21 protein-coding genes are annotated in these 21,045 nt (G+C 54.3%); 12 read left to right on the top strand and 9 right to left on the bottom strand.

Translation table 11 applies throughout. The annotated features are described in order from the left end of the window. Nucleotides 1–29 precede the first annotated feature (29 nt). Complete coding sequence (locus RHP47_RS09885) at nucleotides 30–1,280, top strand: branched-chain amino acid ABC transporter permease (RefSeq protein ID WP_149820439.1); 1,251 nt, start codon at nucleotides 30–32, stop codon at nucleotides 1,278–1,280. After that, the gene (locus RHP47_RS09880) at nucleotides 1,270–2,082 is read left to right on the top strand and encodes an ABC transporter ATP-binding protein (RefSeq protein ID WP_226971943.1); all 813 of its coding nucleotides are present in this window, start codon (nucleotides 1,270–1,272) and stop codon (nucleotides 2,080–2,082) included. The genes RHP47_RS09885 and RHP47_RS09880 overlap by 11 nt, the downstream gene beginning before the upstream one ends. Before the next feature lie 106 nt (nucleotides 2,083–2,188). On the opposite strand, the gene RHP47_RS09875 is transcribed toward RHP47_RS09880, so the two are convergent. The 4 genes from RHP47_RS09875 to RHP47_RS09860 are packed head-to-tail and all read right to left on the bottom strand — an operon-like array spanning nucleotide 2,189 to nucleotide 6,525. Continuing rightward, nucleotides 2,189–3,022 (bottom strand): YwiC-like family protein, encoded by an 834-nt coding sequence (locus RHP47_RS09875; RefSeq protein ID WP_149820437.1) that lies wholly within the window; start codon nucleotides 3,020–3,022, stop codon nucleotides 2,189–2,191. A gap of 14 nt (nucleotides 3,023–3,036) precedes the next feature. Then, on the bottom strand, nucleotides 3,037–3,483 hold the full coding sequence (locus RHP47_RS09870) for a CopD family protein (RefSeq protein ID WP_149820435.1): 447 nt from the start codon (nucleotides 3,481–3,483) through the stop codon (nucleotides 3,037–3,039). Continuing rightward, on the bottom strand, nucleotides 3,483–4,199 hold the full coding sequence (gene ric, locus RHP47_RS09865) for an iron-sulfur cluster repair di-iron protein (protein ID WP_149820433.1): 717 nt from the start codon (nucleotides 4,197–4,199) through the stop codon (nucleotides 3,483–3,485). Before ric ends, RHP47_RS09870 begins: the two co-directional genes overlap by 1 nt. A 34-nt stretch (nucleotides 4,200–4,233) precedes the next feature. Further along, nucleotides 4,234–6,525 (bottom strand): nitric-oxide reductase large subunit, encoded by a 2,292-nt coding sequence (locus tag RHP47_RS09860; RefSeq protein ID WP_149820431.1) that lies wholly within the window; start codon nucleotides 6,523–6,525, stop codon nucleotides 4,234–4,236. 112 nt (nucleotides 6,526–6,637) lie between these two features. Here RHP47_RS09860 and RHP47_RS09855 point away from each other — a divergent pair, with 112 nt between their 5' ends. Beyond that, nucleotides 6,638–7,315 carry a Crp/Fnr family transcriptional regulator gene (locus tag RHP47_RS09855; RefSeq protein ID WP_286625550.1) on the top strand — a complete coding sequence of 226 codons (678 nt, stop codon included), beginning with the start codon at nucleotides 6,638–6,640 and terminating at the stop codon, nucleotides 7,313–7,315. Nucleotides 7,316–7,413: 98 nt separating this feature from the next. On the opposite strand, the gene dnaG is transcribed toward RHP47_RS09855, so the two are convergent. Further along, complete coding sequence (gene dnaG, locus RHP47_RS09850) at nucleotides 7,414–9,492, bottom strand: DNA primase (protein ID WP_149820427.1); 2,079 nt, start codon at nucleotides 9,490–9,492, stop codon at nucleotides 7,414–7,416. A 192-nt stretch (nucleotides 9,493–9,684) separates the two neighbouring features. Here dnaG and RHP47_RS09845 point away from each other — a divergent pair, with 192 nt between their 5' ends. Beyond that, nucleotides 9,685–10,794 (top strand): ATP-dependent 6-phosphofructokinase, encoded by a 1,110-nt coding sequence (locus RHP47_RS09845; protein WP_149820424.1) that lies wholly within the window; start codon nucleotides 9,685–9,687, stop codon nucleotides 10,792–10,794. Nucleotides 10,795–10,804: 10 nt separating this feature from the next. On the opposite strand, the gene miaB is transcribed toward RHP47_RS09845, so the two are convergent. Both miaB and grpE read right to left on the bottom strand, forming a co-directional pair. Beyond that, entirely contained in the window at nucleotides 10,805–12,157 is a 1,353-nt protein-coding gene (gene miaB, locus RHP47_RS09840) for a tRNA (N6-isopentenyl adenosine(37)-C2)-methylthiotransferase MiaB (protein WP_310840370.1), read from the bottom strand. 15 nt (nucleotides 12,158–12,172) lie between these two features. Continuing rightward, the gene (gene grpE, locus RHP47_RS09835; protein WP_226971942.1) at nucleotides 12,173–12,859 is read right to left on the bottom strand and encodes a nucleotide exchange factor GrpE; all 687 of its coding nucleotides are present in this window, start codon (nucleotides 12,857–12,859) and stop codon (nucleotides 12,173–12,175) included. A 330-nt stretch (nucleotides 12,860–13,189) separates the two neighbouring features. Here grpE and RHP47_RS09830 point away from each other — a divergent pair, with 330 nt between their 5' ends. The 8 genes from RHP47_RS09830 (at nucleotide 13,190) to cobJ (ending at nucleotide 20,387) form a co-directional block, all read left to right on the top strand. Further along, nucleotides 13,190–13,636, top strand: coding sequence for a hypothetical protein (locus RHP47_RS09830; RefSeq protein ID WP_149820420.1), 447 nt, complete (start codon nucleotides 13,190–13,192; stop codon nucleotides 13,634–13,636). A gap of 147 nt (nucleotides 13,637–13,783) precedes the next feature. Further along, complete coding sequence (locus RHP47_RS09825) at nucleotides 13,784–14,479, top strand: aldehyde oxygenase (deformylating) (RefSeq protein WP_149820418.1); 696 nt, start codon at nucleotides 13,784–13,786, stop codon at nucleotides 14,477–14,479. A gap of 44 nt (nucleotides 14,480–14,523) precedes the next feature. Next, nucleotides 14,524–15,552: a long-chain acyl-[acyl-carrier-protein] reductase gene (locus RHP47_RS09820; RefSeq protein WP_310840369.1), complete on the top strand. Its 1,029-nt coding sequence runs from the start codon at nucleotides 14,524–14,526 to the stop codon at nucleotides 15,550–15,552. A gap of 23 nt (nucleotides 15,553–15,575) precedes the next feature. Next, nucleotides 15,576–16,550 (top strand): acetyl-CoA carboxylase carboxyltransferase subunit alpha, encoded by a 975-nt coding sequence (locus RHP47_RS09815; RefSeq protein ID WP_149820414.1) that lies wholly within the window; start codon nucleotides 15,576–15,578, stop codon nucleotides 16,548–16,550. Further along, complete coding sequence (locus RHP47_RS09810) at nucleotides 16,547–17,254, top strand: SDR family oxidoreductase (RefSeq protein ID WP_149820412.1); 708 nt, start codon at nucleotides 16,547–16,549, stop codon at nucleotides 17,252–17,254. The genes RHP47_RS09815 and RHP47_RS09810 overlap by 4 nt, the downstream gene beginning before the upstream one ends. A gap of 47 nt (nucleotides 17,255–17,301) precedes the next feature. Further along, nucleotides 17,302–17,976, top strand: a complete 675-nt coding sequence (folE, locus tag RHP47_RS09805) for a GTP cyclohydrolase I FolE (RefSeq protein ID WP_226972056.1) — start codon at nucleotides 17,302–17,304, stop codon at nucleotides 17,974–17,976. 89 nt (nucleotides 17,977–18,065) lie between these two features. Then, nucleotides 18,066–18,554, top strand: coding sequence for a TM2 domain-containing protein (locus RHP47_RS09800; RefSeq protein WP_310840367.1), 489 nt, complete (start codon nucleotides 18,066–18,068; stop codon nucleotides 18,552–18,554). A gap of 3 nt (nucleotides 18,555–18,557) precedes the next feature. Beyond that, entirely contained in the window at nucleotides 18,558–20,387 is a 1,830-nt protein-coding gene (gene cobJ / locus RHP47_RS09795) for a precorrin-3B C(17)-methyltransferase (RefSeq protein ID WP_286668659.1), read from the top strand. Here the strand turns inward: cobJ and RHP47_RS09790 are convergent. Continuing rightward, complete coding sequence (locus RHP47_RS09790; RefSeq protein WP_149820406.1) at nucleotides 20,384–20,743, bottom strand: phage holin family protein; 360 nt, start codon at nucleotides 20,741–20,743, stop codon at nucleotides 20,384–20,386. The two genes, cobJ and RHP47_RS09790, sit on opposite strands and share 4 nt — an antisense overlap. 17 nt (nucleotides 20,744–20,760) lie before the next feature. Next, complete coding sequence (locus RHP47_RS09785; RefSeq protein WP_149820404.1) at nucleotides 20,761–20,973, bottom strand: hypothetical protein; 213 nt, start codon at nucleotides 20,971–20,973, stop codon at nucleotides 20,761–20,763. Between the last annotated feature and the right edge of the window lie 72 nt (nucleotides 20,974–21,045).

The raw sequence follows: 21,045 nt of genomic DNA, 5'->3' as shown, positions 1-21,045 counted from the left end.
CTGTCTCGCCCTTAACTTCGATGATCTAAATGGTTGGCTATCTCATTTCCCTTGGTATCTTTACTGCCACCTTTGCCCTTTTTAGCTTGGGGCTGAATTTGCACTGGGGCTATACGGGGCTAATTAACTTTGGCCATGTTGGCTTTTTGGCCATTGGTTCCTACACCACGATTTTGTTGGGGATTGCTGGCGTCCCCATGTTCTTTGCTGTCCTTGCTGGCGTGGTGCTGGCGATGGGACTGGGCTTTTTAATGGGGATTGCGACGCTGCGGCTGCGGGAAGATTACCTCGCGATTGTGACGATCGGCATGGCGGAAATTGTCCGCTTGATTGCCCTCAATGAGGATTGGCTAACCCGAGGCGGTCGGGGGGTGTATGGGTTTCCGCTGCCCCTTGCTCAGTTCAATCCCAATCTGCTGACCAAACTGGGGATGATTGCTCTTTTTTGGGCTGTGGTGGGGGCGGCTGCATGGCAGTGGTGGCAATGGCTACAGCGGCAGTATGGGCGATCGCATCCCCGCTGGTTACTCCCTAGCTATGCGGCCCTGCTGATAACCGGTACCCTCAACCTTTGGGCAACGTTGCTCCCCTTGAGCTTAGGCCGGGGAATTGCCCTTTTTCCTCTTGGGTTGACACTGGTGACGCTGGGTGGGGCGATCGCCCTTGTGAGCTATTATTGCCATCCAGAAAAACGAGCCGTGGTTCCCATTGCCCTGAATACCTTGGCCGCTGCTTTGGTGGGTCTGGTGGTCAAAGCTCTAACCCTTGGTCTGTGGGCCTTTAGCTACCGCGCTGGGTTGTTGTGGCTGCTGGTATTGGTGCTTGCTTTGGTGGTGTGGCAGTTGGAGCGTTTGATCCGTTCTCCTTGGGGACGGGTGCTCAAAGCCATCCGTGAGGATGAAGAAGTGGCCAAGGCCTTGGGTAAAAATGTCTTTGCCTACAAAATGCAATCCTTCCTTCTGGGGGGGGCGATCGCGGCGGTGGCCGGGTCGTTTTATGCGTGGCAGCTGACCTTTATTAACCCCGACGGCTTTGTATCCCTGATTACATTTCAGGCGTGGACCATTGTGGTTTTGGGGGGCGCAGGCAATAACATGGGTACCCTCCTCGGCGCTGCCCTCTTTTGGGCCTACACTGCCCTGACCCGCTTTATTCCCCTTGATGGCGGTCGCCTAGAGGCCTTGCGGATGATGCTCATTGGCCTTGTCCTCATTATCTTGATGATGTGGCGACCCCAAGGTATTTTGGGCAAAAAGGAGGAACTCAGCCTTGGTCGATGAATCTTCTCTTGCGCCCGTCTCTAGTGGTGTCAGTCAAGTCTTGCCTTCGGATCTCCTAGTGGCCACGGGGCTGTGCAAAAGTTTTGGTGGTATTCGCGCTGTCGATCATGTGGAAATTCGGGTTGCCCGCGGCAGCATCACCGGTCTCATTGGCCCCAATGGTGCGGGCAAAACCACCCTATTCAACCTGTTGTGCAATTTCCTCACCCCCGACCAAGGCCGCGTGATTTTTGATGGTGCCCCCATTAGCCATCTGCCCACCCACCAAGTTGCTCTCCAAGGACTCCTGCGCACCTTCCAAGTGCCCCGTGTGCTCTCGCGCCTCTCGGTTCTCGAAAATATGCTCTTGGCGGCGCCGCTGCAAACAGGGGAGAAATTCTGGAATAGTTGGCTACAACCGCTGCGCATTCGTCAAGAGGAACAAAAGCTGCGGCAACGGGCGTGGGAGATTTTGGAGTCTGTGGGGTTAACCGCTAAGGCCCATGACTACGCTGGCGCCTTGTCGGGAGGGCAACGCAAACTTTTAGAAATGGCACGGGTGATGATGCACCATCCCCGCATGGTGCTCCTCGATGAGCCAGCAGCAGGTGTGAACCCCACCTTGATCCATCAAATTTGTGAGCACATTGTGCGGTGGAACCAACAGGGCGTGACATTTTTGATTATTGAACACAATATGGACGTGGTCATGTCCCTGTGTCAGCACATCTGGGTCTTAGCAGAGGGGAAAAATCTGGCTGATGGTTCCCCCACTGAGATTCAAACCAATCCTGAGGTTCTGACCGCTTACCTCGGACAGTAGTTCCTACTCCCATTAAGGGCTAAGGCTTTGGGGATCGTTGGCATGGCTCTCCACAGCTTTGAATCCTCCCCCTGCGACGCGCATTGGGCCAAAACCGCTAAAAAAGCTAAGGTCGAGGCAAATGGGCAGGCAATAGCGCCGCAAGGATCAGGCTGAGAAATAAAAATGCTGAGCCTGTTTCCAGCAAGGCAACGTTTTTTATGGCTGTGTTTCTGTACCAGTTGGCTTGCCAAACAATGAGACCAAACTTGAGCAGTGCAATGGCAAAGGCCGCCGCTGCCAAGGGGGGCAACCACCTTAGCCACCACAAAAGACCAATGAGGAGAGCGGCAACGCTGTGATAAACCACACCAGGAAGCCAAAAGGCGGTTTTGTGCTTACGCAGCTTCACAGCAAAAATCGCACTGCCAAAGAAAAGGGTATTCAACAGCCATAATCCAACAGACAGGAAAGAGGCCTCTTCAGTGGTGGCCATCTCCGTTAGGGGAGCCACCAAGCAGACCCCTGCAAAGGTGAGTAACTCGTTCCAGATGGCTTTACGCTGACGATAAAACACAGCAATACTATCAATCACAAAAATGGCGATCGCCCCTAGGTAAATCCAAAGTAACCGTGGCACCGCAAGGTAAAGATAAAAAGCAAGGCCAAGGGCAAGGGCACTGTAGACACCTCCCCACACCAGGCAACGGGGTTTCCAACTTCGCCGCTGCTTGATTTGTAGTGTTAAGGGATGCTCCGCCTGAAAGGCACTAAAGGCAGTCACCAGAGCCAGCGTAGTTCTCCAACTCCAGTGCTGCGCTGCTGCTGCCCCCGTGAGAAACGCCACAATCAACATCACATAAACCCCATGTTCTGGGGAGAAGGTGGGCACGTACCAAGGTGTTCCCCTCCTTGCTGCTGATGCAGTTTCCGCAACCGCTGATGACTCTGAGATGGTCATGATTGCATCCTCCACTAAACCAATCCCCCTAGACGAATACCAACACCAAAAATAGTCAACAGAACAGCCAAAACGGTGACCCCCATAATGTGAAACCCCAGCCGGGGCAGTGTTTCTGCTGTCAGCTTGGGCAAAATGAACCAGCGGGCCTGTACAGCGAGGGCAAGGGTTGCCAGCAACAGTCCCAACTTCACGAGAACATATTGGGAGACCACAGACTGCGGTGGCCAAAATCCCACCCCGCCGGGAAAATAAATGAGGGTTAGGGCAATACCCGTCAGCACCTGCAGCAATAATGCCCCCAGACCCAACCTTTCAAAAGGCTGCTCAAACTGCTGGATGGGCGTTGCATCCTGCTGCCTGAGGGCCTTGGGTAGAACGGTTAGGGCAAGAACAAGGTGCCCGCCCACCCATACAGTTGCGCCGAGGGTATGGAGAATCACCAGGAGTTTGAATAACATCACGACGCACAGGCTAGACGCTTGGCTTCAAGGAGGGCGATCGCCTTGGGAAACAGGAGATTGTTTTCCTTGTGGATATGCTGGTGCAAGTCTTTCTCAAGGCTCAACAACCCTGCCAAAAGCACGCGGTACGTATTGCAGGCCCACTCAGGCGGCGTAAAACCATCGCTAAGGCGACGCAACTGGCTGAGGGCTACGCCCGTCTCTTCATGCTCCCGTTGCATACAATCAATCGCAGCTGGGATCAAGACATCGACTGCCCGATCATAGCTTTTCTCCAGCTGCCGCAGCCTGGGGAACAGAACTTGCTCCTCTTTTTGGAGGTGGGGTTTTAGCTCTGCGGCCAAGGCCACGACGGTTGCGTGCAGTTGCTGGAGACGGGCATCCCGCGAGCCGTGAACGGCTGCCACCTTCTCCGCCTGCGCCTCGAGGCGGGGGAGTTCCCGCTGCAAGTAGGCATGGTGCACTGTTTCAATGTGGTCAACGAGGGCGGTCAGTGAAAGGTCAGCGATCGCCGGCTCAGGAGCAGTTTCTATGGCAGCTTCTAGCTCCTTAAGGAAGGTTTGGGCATCGATGCCCCGCTGGGCACAGGCTTCAGCAAGGGTTTGCCGACCGCCACAACAGTAATCAATCTCTGCCGTCTCAAACAAGGCCGCTAAGGAAGGGTAATCCCGCACAAGGGCACCCACCGTATCCGTCAGTTGTAAAGATGTCATGGTCAGGCCTCCAAATGCAAGGTGGAGAGAGAATCTAGGAGCTAAGGTCGAGGGAGACCGCAACAGTGGGCTGCCGCCAAATCCCCCAGAGGGCGCGTCCTACGCCATAGATGAGCAGTCCGGCACCAACGGCAAAGATGACATCCCCAGGAATCCGCAGCCAGACGGTCCATTCCATCCAGGGGGAGTGAATGACGGCTCCACTGCGGGCATACCAAGTACCGTGGTTAATGGATTGCACCAGCTGATAGAAGCCATTGGGAATCAGACCGAGCACCAGCATGCCCACCAAGCCACCGTTGAGCCACCAAAATGCCCAGTTGAAGGTCTTTTCATCCCAAGCAGTTTCCGGGGTGATTTCCCGCAGCACAAAGAGCATTAAGGCGATCGCCAGCGAGCCGTATACGCCGTAGAGGGCGGCATGGGCATGAATTGGCGTCGTATTCAGTCCTTGGGAATAGTAGAGAACTATCGGTGGATTGATTAGAAAACCAAAAACCCCTGCCCCCAGCAAATTCCAAAAGCAGGTAGCAATGAAAAATCGCAGGGGTAGCCGATAGAACCCTTGGGCTTCTTGGGAAAGCTGCAGCGACTTCAGAACCTCAAACCCAATCAGGGTCAAGGGAACCACTTCCAACGCTGAGGCCACAGCGCCCAAAGCAGTGATCAGAACCGGTGTACCCGCAAAATAGAGGTGATGGAGTGTGCCAATGACACCACTGCCGAGGTAGAGAATGGTGGTCAAGTAAGTGGCCCGCAGAGCTGCGGAGCGCCTTAGGAATCCCAGTTCACTGCACAAGTAGGCGATCGCCACCGTGGCAAAGACCTCAAAGAAGCCCTCTACCCACAGATGAACCACCCACCAGCGCCAATACTCAGCCACACTGAGAGGGGTATGGTTGGTGTACATCAGCCCTGCCCCATAAAAGAGGGGAATGGTAATGGCGCTGTAAAGGAAAAAGTGGTTGAGGCCTGTCTTGCTCCCTTCTGCCTGAAGGGCAGGTCGCAGCGCCCGAAACATCAACCATAACCAAAATACCATGCCACCAATCAGCAAGAGTTGCCAAAGTCGCCCTAGCTCCACATACTCATAGCCCTGATGGCCCAACCAAAAACTCCGGGCACCCAGATAGCCCTGAACGGCTGCCCAAGCTCCCCCAAGGGAACCAAGAACCACTACGGTGAGGGCAATCAGAAGCCCCATGTTTCCCCAAGCCTGAAACTTCGGTTCATGGCGCGCAAAGCGAGGACCAAAGTATAGACCGGCCGCCAGCCAGCAGGTGGCAATCCAAAAGACCGCCAGTTGCACGTGCCATGTCCGTGAGGCAGCGTAGGGGAGATACTGCTGAATTGGCACACCATAAAATCCATCCCCTTCCACGGCATAGTGGGCAGTGACCATGCCCATGAGGATCTGCAGGAGAAACAGACCCATGGCCACCCCAAAGAAAAGGGTAGTCACTTTTTGGCTGGGGGTGGCAAGGCGGATGGCGGGGCGCTCTGTTACCGCTTGAACCGCATCCTCCCCTTGGAGCAGATAGACAACGAGAAAGCCGGCGATCGCAGCAATTAACACGACGACTGAGACAATCGACCAAATGACAAACTGCCCTGGGGGTTGGTTGCCCACCAGTGGATCATGGGGAAAATTCGCCGTGTAGGAAAAGGGCGCCAAAGGACGAGTGGCGACTGCTGCCCAAGCGGTCCAGGCAAAAAAAGCAGTCACATCGCGGATTTGCGCGGGATCAGTAAACCAGTTGCGCGGAATAGAGTGCGCCGCAGCACCTTGGGATAGCAGTGTTTTGTACTGCTCAAAGACGTGGCGCAGTCCTTGGGTTTGAGCACGGGTGAGCGTCAGCACTCCTGTTTCAGGATTGTAACGGTTGGGCTTAAATTGCTCTTGCACTTGCACCTGTAGTTGAGCCCGCTCAGAGGCAGAGAGTGCCTCCCAATCTGCTTGGCTAAAGCTCGCATCGCCGCGGTAGAGAATTCCAGCCGTGGCTAGACCCCAGCGGTGCAGCACATCCGCTGTCCAGTCTGGAGCCAGATAACTGCCATGACCCCAGATGCTGCCAATGTGCTGGCCGCCCCGTGCCAAATACAGTTCTTGACCTCGCTGTATGTTCTCACGGCTAAAAAGCACCTCCTGTTGGGGCGAGACAATCGTTGTCGGTATCGGCGGGGCATGCCGGTAAATAACGGCGCCTGCTGTCAGCAGCACACTAAAGGTAATGACACAGACCAGCACTAACCAAGCGGGCAGCCGCAAGTGCCACCCTCGCTCTAGGTGAGCTGCTTGAGTAATATTGAAGGGGACGTTTGCCATAGACACTTCCTCTCGGCAGCTATTGAGACTTAAGGTAGCTGCGGCTTGGGGGGTAGCGCCTTGACTTAGGTCAAAAGGAACCTTGAGAAATATTTAACTTTTACGGTGGGTCATGAAAGCGGGTATTGAGGAATGTCTGCGCCAGTCACCAATGTTTAGTGAACTTTCGCCACCCCAGCTAGGGCGGTTGGTTGCAATTGCACAGTTACAGATTTGGCAACGGCAGCAAATCATTTTTAGAAAAGGCGATGCCGCTGCGGGGTTTTTTGTTGTGAAAACCGGGCGGGTCAAGGTCTTTAATCTTTCAGCGGCAGGGAAGGAGCAAATCCTAAATATCTTTGAACCGGGCGACAGCTTTGCGGAGGTGGTGGCCTTCGATAACCAGCCCTATCCTGCCTCGGCAGAAGCAATTGAATACGTTGAACTGATCTTTTTGCCGCGGTTCGCCTTTTTGAATTTACTCCACCAAGATGCGGATCTAACTGTTCGTTTGCTAGCTAGCTTTGCTAAGCATCTGCGTCATTTGGTGAGTCTTATAGAAGACCTTTCCTTTAGACAGGTGCCCCAACGCCTAGCAGCCTATTTGTTGCAACGATTGGCCACTAGCGATCGCCCAGATAGCATTACCCTAGATTTGAAAAAAACAGAGCTGGCCGCTTTGCTAGGCACTATTCCTGCAACGCTGTCGCGGGCGTTTTACGACCTGAATACCCAAGGCATTCTGAGGGTAGAGGGCAATGAGATTACCATCTGCGATCGCCAGCGGCTACAAAGATTGAGTGAAGAATAGTCCAGCTTTTTCCCCAAGGCTCAACCGGCTCAAAACTTTCAGAAACAATTTTGGGGAGCGATGAAGGGGCTCAGTATTGAACAGCACCAGAACTAGACCTAGGTATAGCTGCGAATTGCGGCCAACGGCGGACAGCGCTGCTGATCCAATTGCTGCAGGTATTGGCGATGCTGGTAGTAGTCACGGCGCAGTTGGGCAAGCACTTGCAGTCGCTCTGGCGCCACACCGGGGATGTCGTCAATCGCAGGTTCGTTGTCGGTGAGCAGGCGATCCAAATACTGGCGCAGGGCTTCGCTGGCAAGGGATTCACTTAAAATCAGCGCGACAGTTTCCTGCCAAGCCCGGAGAATATAGCGACATCGCTTTTCAACAGCAATGCGCTCAAGGGCTGCTGCCGCTGCTTGGATCACGAGTTCAGGACGATCCAGACTCACGGCAGTCGTTTCATCCAAATGGAGTAGTGGAGTAATGAGGGCGGCCTCCTCTGCCTCATCGAGGCGATCAAAAAGGTGCGTGACCAAATCTAAATCCGTGAGTTGGGTTCCTGTTTCCGTGGGCGAATGAAGGAGCCACTCAGTGGTATAGGGATCATCGGGCGCTGGCAGACCGGCACAGTACGCTTCTTCAATGGCCAAGATCTGCCGCCACAGCCAACGATGGTGGGAGAGGCTAAATTCAATGTCCCGCGCTTGCAGGGCTTGGCGAATCAGGGGACGATAGTCGCCGCAGTGGAGGTAGAGGCGTAGCAGTTGTTCTTCCGCCGCTTGACGGAGGTTATAGTCCGCCGGACGTTGCCATTTTTGCGATCGCCCCTGCCAACGTTGACCCCGCACCTGTTGCCGCAGGGATTCTTCTAAACGGAGAACGAAGCGACTATCATGGCCTCCCAATAGCTCAGCACAGTGGTGAATGTAGTGGCTGCGCAGTGTGGCATTGGGCAGTTTTCCCAACAGTTGGCTCAGGGCTTGGCTGGCTTGCTGAAATTGATCACTTTGCTTGAGATCGTACTGCTGCACAATGGTTTGAATTTGCCAATCCAGCCACAGGGGCGCTTGATCTAGGAGGGCTTGGTAGTGTTCACGCTGTGCTTCACCCGCACTGAAAAAGTCAGCGGCATCTTTGCCCGCTGGTAATGTGAGAATTCGCAGTCGCAGATCACCCCGATAGGCCAAATCGGCAGCTTTACCAATGGCGCGATCGGCCGCCCGTTCTCCCGCTGGGTCGGCATCAAAGTTGAGAATAATTTGCTTCGACTCGGTGTAGCGCAGCAGTAATTTAATTTGAGCTTGGCTGAGGGCCGTTCCTAGACTGGCCACCGCCTGGGAAAACCCCGCTTGGTGCAGCGCCATCACGTCAAAGTAACCCTCGACAACAATTGCTTGATCTTTACGGGCGATCGCTTGCCGCGCCTTATCCAGCCCAAAGAGCAACTGACCCTTGTTAAAAATCGGAGTTTCTGGGGAGTTGAGATACTTTGGCTCTTCGTTGCTGAGGGTACGACCGCCAAACCCCACCACCCGTCCTTGGGCATCCATAATCGGGATCATCAGGCGATCGCGAAAGCGGTCGTAATAGCCATCCCCCGTCCGCTGCGGCATAATCAAACCGGCCTGTTCTACCAGCTGAGGGGGATACCCTTTTTGCTCCACAAGGTAGGTGTAGAGCACTTGCCAACCCGCAGGGGCATAGCCCAAGCGAAATTGCTGAATCGTGTCCTCTTTGAGATGGCGTTGTCGCTGCAAATAGTCTTGGGCGGCTTGGCCAATGGGTTGCCGCAGGGCATGTTCATAGAAACTGGTGGCGATCGCCAGAATCTCGTAGAGTTGCTCTTGAAGGGAGAGCCGCGCTTGTAGGGCCTGTTTTTGCTCACTATCGAGGGTGCGCACTGGAATCTGATGGCGTTGGGCAAGGTCGAGTACCACCTCGGCAAAGGAGCGTTTTTGCAGTTCCATCAGGAACTTAATGGCATTGCCCCCGGCACCGCAGCCAAAACAGTAATAAAAGCCCTTCAGGGGACTCACCGTAAAACTGGGGGTTTTCTCCTCATGAAAAGGACAACAACCCACGTATTCTTGCCCACGCTTGCGTAGGACAACGTGCTCGGCCACCACATCGACAATGTTGACCGCTTGGCGCACTGCCTCAATCGTATCGGGGTGTAGGCGAGGAATTTCCATAGATCACTAGTCTAAGCGATCCCCCTAATCAGATATTCCCCGCTGCAAAATTCAACGATTCCTAAGGATGTTGCAAGCTCTTAACTCAAGCAGTCAAGGGCGATTGACCTTCGCTAGGATGTTGACGGTGCCGTTGTTAGGCGCAGAGGCAGGCTTTGAGGCCATAACCGTTCACATAGGAAGCAAGGATTCATGAGTACCAGCCGCAAACGACTTGGTGTGTTCACCAGTGGCGGAGATTGTCCGGGTCTAAATACGGCCATCCGTGCCATTGTTGCCCATGCTACTCTAAGTTACGGTTGGGAGGTGCTTGGCATTCTCCACGCCACTCAGGGGTTAATTGAGCGGAAGGCGATCCCCCTCAATGCCGAGGGTCTCGGGGGAATGGATGTATTGCTCAACATGGGGGGAACCATTCTCGGAGCAATTAATAAGGGCGATACCCTTGGTCATGCCGATGAAGTCATTGCTGGGTACTATGAATTGGGCTTGGATGCGCTTATTGCCATTTGTGGCGATGGCAGCCTGAAAATTTTGCATCAACTGGCGCAAAAGGGAAACTGGAATTTCCTTGCCGTGCCGAAAACCATTGATAACGATGTCGCCTTGACCGATCGCGCCCTTGGCTTTGATACCGCCGTCAACATTGTGGTGGAAGCCCTGAGTCGGATTACCTCCACCGCCGCTAGCCATGATCGCGTCTTTGTGGTGGAAGTGATGGGGCGCACTGCCGGTCACTTGGCTCTGTATTCGGGGATTGCTGGGGGTGCCGATATGATCCTCATCCCAGAAATTCCTTACTCCATTGAAGGCATTTGCCAGCATCTGCAAAAGTTGCGCGATCGCTGGGGACGTAAGTTTGCCCTCATCGTCGTTGCCGAGGGTGTCAAAGAACTGGAGCAGGACGCCCACCAGCGCCGCCATTGCAGTATTGGTCAGTACATTGCCGATAAAATTGCCCAGCACAGTCCCATCCCCATTGAGCTGCGGGTTTCAGTCCTAGGTCACATTCAACGGGGCGGTGCCCCCATGGCCATGGATCGGCTGCTGGCAGCGGGCATGGGCAATACCGCTGTGGATTTGGCCGCTCAAGGAACCTTTGGCCGCATGGTAGCCTGGCAGGCAGGACAGGTGGTCACTGTTCCCATTGCCGATGTGGTGGCTCAATGCCCACGCCATGTGGATCCCAATAGCTTCTTGATTCGCACGGCTCAAGGCTTGGGAATTTACGTTGGCGATAAGCCGATGCTGCCCTACGTGGATCCCACCCTCTGCCGCGATGAAGTGATTTGTGCGATCTAGCCCCCCTAAATCAGCCAACCAAGGAATGAGCTGTCAGAGGCATGCCACTGAGGCTAAAGGCTCGCGCCTCGGTAATGCGGACCCGCACCAGTTGTCCCCGTAGGGTCTCAATCTCACCGGGTAAGTAGGTCAGGCGGTTGCCATCGGTGCGGCCATAGACTTGTTGCGGATCCTTGGGATTGACCCCCTCCACCAGCACCACCTCTTCCCGGCCAAGATAGCGTTGGGAGCGATCGCCAGCGATCGTGGCCACTAAATGATTCAGCCGTTGCAGACGGTCTTCTTTAATTTCTTCCGGTACTTGATTGTCCCAAGTGGCCGCTGGCGTATTCGGGCGCGGCGAATAGGCTGCTGTATTCAGTTGGTCAAAGCCCACCTCCGCCACCAGATCTAGGGTGCGTTGGAATTGGGCTTCTGTTTCGCCCGGAAAACCAACAATGGCATCGGCACTAATGGCAGCATCCGGCATATAGCGGCGAATCGTTTCAATGATTTGTAGGTAACGCTCGCGAGTATAGCCCCGTGCCATCGCCTTGAGAACTTCATTATCCCCCGACTGAAAGGGAATGTGAAAATGCTTACACACCTTGGGAAGTTCAGCACAGGCGCGAATTAAGCGTTCTGTAAAATAACGGGGATGGCTGGTGGCAAAGCGAATCCGCTCAATCCCAGCAACATCATGAATGTAGTAAAGCAAATCAGTAAACGTGTGCTGTCGCCGCCCCTCTGGGGTAATTCCCGGCAAATCACGACCGTAGGCATCAATGTTTTGCCCAAGGAGCGTCACTTCCTTGTAGCCTTGAGCCGCCAGTTCCTCAATTTCAGCGCGGATTGCCTCGGGGCGGCGGGATTGCTCTTGCCCCCGTACCCCCGGCACCACACAGTAGGTACAGCGTTCATTACAGCCATAGATCACATTGACCCAAGCAGCGACCCTACTATCGCGGCGGGGTTTGGTAATGTCCTCAACAATGTGCAGTGGCTCCGTTGCCACCACTTGGCTGCCATTCCACACCTGCTCCAGCAGCTCACCAAGGCGATTGGCATACTGCGGCCCCATCACCAGATCCACTTCAGGAACTCGCCGCAGCAATTGTTCCCCCTCCTGTTGAGCCACACAACCGGCCACAATCAGCGTTAGGTTGGGTTCTTGATGCTTGCGCTTGGCTTGCCGCCCTAGGTAAGAATAGAGTTTCTGCTCGGCGTTGTCGCGAATCGTGCAGGTGTTATAGAGCAAGACATCGGCCTCATCCGGCTCGGCCACCGGTTCTAAGCCCATTGCTTCTAGAACCCCGGCCATGCGCTCGGAGTCGGCCTTGTTCATTTGGCAGCCAAAGGTGGTGATGTAGTAGCGGCGTGGCATTCCCTTGAAGTGCCCCTATACGTCCGTCACATCATTGGTGGGATTCGTGTCACTGGCACTACCCTCTTCAGGAGGAGCGGCCACTTTGACCATGGCATGGCGCAACACGCGATCGCCCAGCATATACCCCCGCTTGAGTTCTTCAATCACCGTGCCTTCAGGGTGCTCATTCGTTGCTTCCCGCAGCACAGCCTCATGGAGATTGGGATCAAAGGGCTTGCCTTTGGCCTGCATCGCCGAAACACCAATGCGCTTGAGGCACTCCACCAGTTGCTTGTAAACCCCCTGATAGCTGCGGTGAATTTTTTCTTCCGCCTCTGTTTCGGTTTGAATGTGGGTGCGGGCTAGCTCAAAGCTATCCACCACCGGCAGTAAATCAGCAATGACGCTGCACTTAATCTGTAGCTCTAGTTCCTCTTTTTCTCGCTGGGTGCGTTTGCGGAAGTTTTCAAAGTCAGCGGCAAGGCGCATATATTGGCTATTGCGCTCCTCCACCACCTGCGAAAGACTAGCCTTGGCAGCTTCAAGGGCAGCAATTTTCTCTAGCAAGTCCGCTGCATCCGCAGGAGTATCCGTAGAGGTCGCCTCAGATGCTTGACCCTCTTCGCTCGTGGTGGCCTCTGCATGATTCTCAACGACATCGGGGGTAATTTCGCCTTCTTGGGCTTCAGCAGCGGGGTTGGTTACGGTTTCATCACTCATAGGTTGACTCAGGTTTATGCCCTCTAGACTGTGGATTGCGCACCGCAGTGCGTTTAACTCATGCAATCGTTTTAGCCTATCACTTTACCCATTGTATCAATAGGGGCGAGGCATCCGTCTATTACGGACTTCTCTACTACGGCTCTTTTCCCAAGGCTGGCACGCAGCCAAAAACCTGAGGGGCACTATTGAAGAGAATTGCCTCCCCTTTATGGATCCCCTATTTTAGGACAAGGTTCATATTGGGTTTGGAACTGAAAGATTCAGTTGCTCGTCACTTAAGGGGTACATGACTGCCAAAGCAAAGTTTAGGAGTGGGAGTTTGCGTTGATGTCCTTTCGCCCTATGGCATTCAGCCTGATTCTAACGTGCGCGTTGACAGGTATCAGTCCAGTGCTGGCACAGACAGAGCCACCACCACGGGAAAACTTTAATCCCTTTGGGGTAGATAATCCAGTCCTCCAGCGGGCACGGAATTGGGCACGACAGGCAGCAGAGCGGGCGAATGGCGGGTTGAGTCGCTACCGCGCTGAAGCATCCATGTTTGGGCCTGCGAGTCAATCTCCCTACGTGGACAATGGTGATGGTACGTTTACCTTTCGCTTTCTAGGGGGGGCACCTGCGGAACCACCAACTATTGAAAGTATTGTCACGGTCAACCCCGACCCCAGCAATCCGATGATTCGCATTGACTACAATGGCCCTATTCAGTCAGTCGCTCCTCCCCCTCAGCCGTTGCCAGAAGTGCCACCCCCAAGCAATATGGGCAGTTTCTAGTGCTATCGGTGCATAGAGATTCGCCTATTCAGGAACTCGAAAATCTCTGGCACGTTGCCCCTCGTCAGGGGATCGCTGCTGCGCTATGATAACGGAAGCCCTGCTACCTCATAACTTCCAATAAATTTGTGTTTAGGAGAGTTCGCAATGACAACGGCTACCGCTACCCCTGAGTTGGACTACCATAGCGATCGCTACAAGGATGCCTACAGCCGCATCAACGCCATTGTCATTGAAGGTGAACAGGAAGCTCACGACAATTACATTGACCTAGCCAAGCTGCTGCCTGAGCACCAAGAAGAACTCACCCGCCTGGCCAAGATGGAAGCCCGCCACAGAAAGGGGTTTGAGGCCTGTGGTCGCAACCTGAGCGTAACCCCAGATATGGAATTTGCCAAGGCCTTCTTTGAAAAACTGCACGGTAACTTTCAAGCGGCACTGGCAGAGGGGAAAATTGCGACTTGCTTGCTGATTCAAGCTTTAATCATCGAGTGCTTCGCGATCGCGGCCTACAACATCTACATCCCGATGGCAGATCCCTTTGCCCGCAAAATTACTGAGGGTGTGGTCAAAGATGAGTACAGCCACCTCAACTTTGGCGAAATCTGGTTAAAGGAAAACTTTGAGAGCGTCAAAGCGGAAGTTGAAGAAGCCAATCGCGCCAACCTGCCCTTGGTCTGGAAAATGCTCAACCAAGTGGAAGCAGACGCCAAAGTGCTTGGCATGGAAAAAGACGCCCTTGTGGAAGACTTCATGATTCAGTACAGTGGTGCCCTAGAAAATATCGGCTTTACCACCCGCGAAATTATGAAGATGTCGGTTTATGGCCTAACTGCGGCATAAGGGTGGCTTAACATATCGTTACATTTTAGTCACCGCACGCTTGTATGTTTGGATTAATTGGTCATCTGACGAATCTGGAGCACGCCCAAGCCGTTGCCCACCAGTTAGGGTATCCCGAATACGCCGATCAAGGCTTGGAATTTTGGTGTATGGCACCGCCGCAGATCGTCGATGAGATTACGGTGACAAGCGTCACGGGCAAAACTATCTATGGCAAATACGTCGAGTCCTGCTTCTTACCGGAAATGCTGGCCAACCAGCGGGTGAAGGCGGCCACTCGCAAAATCATTAACGCCATGGCCCACGCCCAAAAGCATGATATTGACATTACGGCGCTGGGGGGCTTCTCCTCGATCATTTTTGAGAATTTTGATCTGGAGAAAATGTCCCACGTTCGCAATATCGAGCTAGACTTTCGCCGCTTTACCACGGGGAATACCCACACCGCCTATATCATCTGCCAACAAATTCAGCAGGCGGCGCCCCAAGTGGGGATTGATTTGCGTCAGGCAACTGTGGCTGTCTGTGGGGCTACTGGGGATATTGGCAGTGCCGTCTGCCGTTGGTTGAATACCTGCTTGGATGTGCAGGATCTCTTACTGGTGGCACGGAATCGCGATCGCCTGCTAGACCTACAGGCGGAATTGGGACGGGGGAAAATTCTAGACCTAATGGATGCCCTACCCCTTGCCGATATTGTGGTTTGGGTGGCCAGTATGCCCAAGGGAGTCGAGCTGAGCGTTGAGCAGTTGAAGCGCCCCTCGCTGATGATTGATGGCGGCTACCCGAAAAATATGGGCACCAAAATTCAGCACCCCGAGATTCATGTTCTCAATGGTGGCATTGTCGAGCACGCCCTCGATATTGACTGGAAAATTATGGAAATTGTGAATATGGATGTGCCCTCACGGCAGATGTTTGCTTGTTTTGCGGAAGCCATGCTTTTAGAGTTTGAGGGCTGGCACACCAATTTCTCTTGGGGGCGCAATCAAATCACGGTGGAAAAGATGCAGCAAATTGGTGAAGTCTCCCGTAAACACGGATTTCAGCCCCTACTGTTGAACACCCAGTAACACCAAAAGGAACCCAATCGCCTATGGCAAACGAACGTCGCACGCTTCTGTTGGAGTTTGAAAAGCCCCTCGTGGAGCTAGAAGCCCAAATTCAGCAGGTGCGGGATAAGTCCTCGGAGTTTGGCGTTGATGTCTCGGAGCAAATCCGTGAATTGGAAGAGCGCGCCAAGCAACTGCGCTATGAAATTTTCAGTAAGCTGACGCCGGGGCAAACCCTGCAGGTGGCTCGTCATCCGCGCCGTCCCAGCACGCTGGATTACATCCAAGCCATTAGCGAAGAGTGGATTGAACTCCATGGCGATCGCCGAGGCAGCGATGATCCAGCGATTGTCGGTGGTATTGGTCGCCTCAATGGTCAACCCGTCGTGATGCTGGGGCAGCAAAAGGGTCGCGATACCAAGGATAATGTGGCTCGCAATTTTGGTATGGCCTCACCAGGGGGCTATCGCAAAGCCCTGCGTCTGATGGAGCACGCGAACCGTTTTCAGATGCCCATCCTCACCTTTATTGATACACCAGCGGCTTGGGCTGGGGTAGAGGCGGAGAAGTTTGGCCAAGGGGAAGCGATTGCCTACAATCTGCGGGAGATGTTTCGCTTTGAGGTGCCGATCATCTGCACCGTGATTGGTGAAGGTGGCTCAGGGGGAGCCTTGGCCATTGGTGTCGGCGATCGCCTGCTGATGTTTGAGCACGCCGTCTATAGTGTGGCGCCCCCAGAAGCCTGTGCCGCGATTCTCTGGCGCGATGCCCAAAAGGCGCCCCAAGCGGCGGAAGCCCTGAAAATTACGGCTCGCGACCTGCTGAAGCTGGGAATTATTGATGAAATTGTGCCCGAGCCTGTCGGCGCTGCCCATAGCAACCCCGTAGAAGCGGCGGAAAATCTCAAGGGGGCTCTCCTGCGAAATTTGGCGGAAGTGCAAGCCCTCAGCAGTAGTGAACGGCGGGAGTTGCGCTATCAAAAGTTCCGGCGCATGGGCGTCTTTAGTGAAGCAGTATGACCCAACAAGTCTTAATCACGGGCGCCAGTAGTGGCATTGGGGCCGCCACGGCCATTGCCTTTGCCCAAGCGGGGTTTAATGTCGTGCTGTTGGGGCGATCGCCCGCCAAACTTGCTGCCGTTCATGCCCAAGTGGTGGCCTGTGGGGTTGAAGCCCATACCTTTAGCGTGGACTTTAGCGATCCTGAACCCCTGCGATCGCGCCTTGATGAGATTCTCGCTCGTGTTGGCGATGTCCATGTACTGGTGAATAATGCCGGTATGGCAAGAACCGTGCCCCTGATTGATCAACCCTTGGCGGACTGGCAGCAAATTCTTAACGTCAACCTCACCAGTGCCCTCATTTGCTCGCAAGCGGTACTGCCGCAACTGCGATCCCGCCAGTGCGGTACGATAGTAAATGTTGTTTCAATTGCTGGACGCCAAGTTTTTCCCGACTGGGGCGCCTACTGTGTCTCGAAGTTTGCCCTCATGGCCTTGACCAAAACGATGGCGGCTGAAGAACGCGCCCACGGTATCCGCGTGATTGCCATCTGTCCCGGCGCCGTTGATACCCCCATTTGGGAAGACGTAGCAGGAGACTTTGACCGCACGGGGATGTTAACCCCTGAACACGTTGCTAACACGATTTTGTACACGACTCAATTGCCGCAAACGGCTTTTGTGGAAGAGCTAGTGGTGATGCCCCTTGGCGGAACCCTCTAGGCTCCCTTTGTCCTTCACTTGTCACTCTTTCTATGACAACGTTCAATATGCCCGATTCGATCATTAACGGTAAAGCGACCACTCCGGCAATTCTGCCCGATCGCAACACCCACCAAGGCAAAGAAGCGATTCCCCACCCACCCCCCCCAGATGTTGCCAAAGAAGAAATGATGGCCGCAGTGCGCACCATTCTGCTGAATGTGGGTGAGGATCCCGATCGCGAGGGGTTACTGAAAACCCCCAAGCGGGTTGCTGAAGCGATGCAATTTCTCACCAGTGGCTATAGTCAATCCCTTGAAACCCTTGTCAACGGCGCGATTTTCGATGAAGGCCACGATGAAATGGTCTTAGTGCGCGACATTAACTTCTTTAGCCTCTGTGAGCATCACATGTTGCCTTTCATTGGCAAAGCCCATGTGGCCTATATCCCCAACCAGCGGGTGATCGGCCTCAGCAAACTGGCACGGGTTGTCGAAATGTATGCGCGGCGGCTGCAAGTGCAGGAGCGCCTGACCCGTCAAGTGGCCGAAGCCATTGAAACCGTTCTCGATCCGCAGGGGGTGGCTGTGGTCATGGAAGCCAGCCATATGTGCATGGTGATGCGCGGTGTCCAAAAACCCGGCTCGTGGACGGTGACCAGTTCAATGTTGGGGGTCTTCCGTGAAGATCAAAAGACCCGTGAGGAGTTTCTGAATCTGATTCGTCATCAGCCGAATTTCTAGGACGTATTCTTGGGGGGCGATCGCTAGCCCCCGCAGTGGTTCTCAGAAACTTAGGTTAGGATGAGAAGTAGCGGAATCCTCCTGAGATCATGGGGCAAACATTCCACTTTTCCACTCATCGCCAACGCTGGCAAACGCAGCCAAAATTCCTCAAGGTGGGGGTTGCCTATCTGCTGTGGTGCTTGAGCTTTGTGGGTTTCTGTGGCCTGCAACGCTTCTATGTCGGCCAGCCGATGATTGGCTTTTTATACCTGATCACCTTTGGCTTTTGTGGCATTGGTCAATTCATTGATCTCTTTTTAATTCCGGGGATGGTGGATCACCGCAATACCTACCTGCGGGGGCGCTATCTGACCGCATGGGAACAAGCCGACCTCAACCCCGCGACGCCCATGCACCGCTTACTGCAAGTGGCTAAGGAACACGGTGGCGTCCTTTCTGCCGCCCAAGCCGCACTTTATACCCATTTTGATGCCCAAACCGTTGAGGAACTGCTCTTTGAAGCCCAACGCCTCGGCTACGCCACAGTATTTAACGATCCAGAAACGGGCGCAGTGCGCTATCGCTTTGATGTCTAGTTCATGCCACGGTTAGACCAGTTTCAACCCATTGGGGCGATCGCCACCACTGCCCAAGGGCTGGCTCAACTGCAACGCCTTGTGGACACGGGGATTCCCCTGAGCATCTGGGTACCCAGCCATTTAGCATCCACTCACCCTAGGGTACAAAGCTACGATCGCCCCCTTGCCGCGCATCTCGAAAACCACTGGTGCCACTATCAGGCTTGGATTTTTGCCCTAGCCTGCGGTGCTGTGGTGCGGTTAATCGCGCCCCTGTTGACCCACAAAAGACAGGATCCGGCGGTCTGCGTTCTGTCTGAGGATGGTCAATGGATCGTGAGTTTGCTAGGTAGTCATGGGGCTGGGGGCGATCGCCTGTGTCAAGCGCTCAGCGCCGCCATTGGGGCGACACCCATTCTCACGGGAGCAAGTCATGCCCAAGGCTACTTTGCTGTGGATACCTGGGGAACGGCCTTGGGGTGGCAACGGGGGGCAGGAGACTGGAATGCGATCGCTAGCCAACAGGCTCAAGGAAAACCGCTGCAAGTGTATCAAACCTGCGGTAGCTCTTTGTGGCGCACGGCTCTTAGTTCAGATCACCCCCTTGAGTTTGTCAGCACCCCACCCCTAGAAAATGCGGTTTGGATTACCGAAAAAGCGTTGCCCTCCTCTTTGACCTCAGGTGTGGCTTGGCATCCACGGGTACTGTGGCTCGGCATTGGCTGTGAACGGGGAACATCGGCAGCCCTGATCCAGCAGGCCATTGATCATACCCTTGCCCAAGCCGGGTTAAGCCCGCTGGCGATCGCCGGCCTTGCTAGTATTGATCGCAAAGCCGATGAAGTGGGGTTATGTCAGGTGGCTGAGGCGCACGATTGGCCAAGCCGCTGGTTTTCCGCTCAAGAATTGGCGCCTGTTAGCGTACCCACCCCCTCAACCATTGTCGCCGCAGAAATGGGAACGCCCAGTGTGGCTGAAGCCGCAGCAGTGTTAGCCAGTGAGGGGGGGCGTTTAATTGTTCCTAAGCAGATTTACCGTCAAGGGGGTGAACCCGGTGCGGTGACGATCGCCATTGCCCAGTCTGAACGGGAATTCATTCCCCGCCAAGGTGCCTTGAGCCTGATTGGCACTGGTCCGGGAGCCTTGGATCAACTCACCCTCGCAGCCCGTTCTGCCCTTTTGGCCGCCGATATTCTCGTGGGCTATGGGCTTTACTTAGAATTGCTGGCTCCCCTGCGGCGACCGGGACAGATGGTTGCTGCCTATACCATTACCCAAGAGCGACAACGTGCCCAAGCAGCGATTGATCTGGCTCAGTGGGGACTCAATGTCGCTGTGGTCTCTTCGGGCGACTGTGGCATCTATGGCATGGCGGGTCTGGTGCTGGAGCTATTGGCAGAAGCGGGTATCAGTGATTTACCCGTAGAGGTGTTGCCGGGGGTGAGTGCTGTTAATGCGGCGGCAGCTCGTTTGGGAGCACCCCTGATGCACGATTTTTGTACGATTAGCCTCAGCGATCGCCTGACCCCTTGGCCAGTGATTGAGAAGCGCTTACGGGCAGCGGCAGAAGCGGATTTTGTAACTGCCCTTTACAATCCCCGTTCGCGCGATCGCCAGCAGCAATTGGTGGATGCCAAAGCCATTTTCTTAAAATATCGTTCACCACAAACACCCGTAGCGATCGTCCGTGCCGCCTATCGCCCTGAGGAGCACATCACCCTCACCACCCTTGGCGCCTTGAAACCGGAAACGGTGGATATGTTCAGCTTGGTGCTGATCGGCAATGCCAGTACCCGCTGCTTCCATGATTGGCTGATTACCCCTCGTGGCTATCTAGGAAAGGCATCCTAGAGCAAGCCGGCCTGACCCAGCAGATTAAAGCAAGCCCAGTTGACAATACTGAGGGCGATCGAGCCAAAAAAGGCGCTCCAAAAGCCATTGCGTAGTCTAAAGCCATCCACAAGGGCTGCTGCAAGGGCAAAAATAGCGGCATTGATAATCAGCGCAACCAAGCCAAACGTCAGAAAAATAAAGGGGAATGCAAAGAATTTCAGGATAGCCCCCAACGTGGCATTCAAAAAGCCGAAGACAATCGCCGACCACAGCGCAGTTGTGAATTTATCAATTTCCACGCCCAAAAACGAGAGGCGCGACACAATAAACAAACTAATACTGGTCACAATCCAAGTAATGAGTAAACCCCACATACGCAGCTCCCCACAAGTTAAACAACAATCAAAAAGAAGGGCAGTACGGGTATCCCGAAAGTCACGCTAAGCCAGTAGCTGATCAGACTGAGGAGAAGGCTCAGGAGCAGTGAGAGACACAATGACCACAGCAAATGGGAGCCAAACTCCTGCAACCCTTGCCAAAAGGAATCAAAGGGCACGTCTAGGACATGGCCATTGGCAGAGACCAGTACAGGGGCTTGAGACATCGCACCATCCTCTAGCAGCGTTGCCTTTATTTTAGGCCAGAGATGGGAAGGTCACGTTTTGAGACGCAAATT

Origin of the sequence: Thermosynechococcus sp. QKsg1, from assembly GCF_031586415.1 — a bacterium.
Lineage (GTDB): Bacteria > Cyanobacteriota > Cyanobacteriia > Thermosynechococcales > Thermosynechococcaceae > Thermosynechococcus.
The sequence above is the reverse complement of the archived record's forward strand: the minus strand, read 5'-3'. Positions and strand labels throughout refer to the sequence as shown.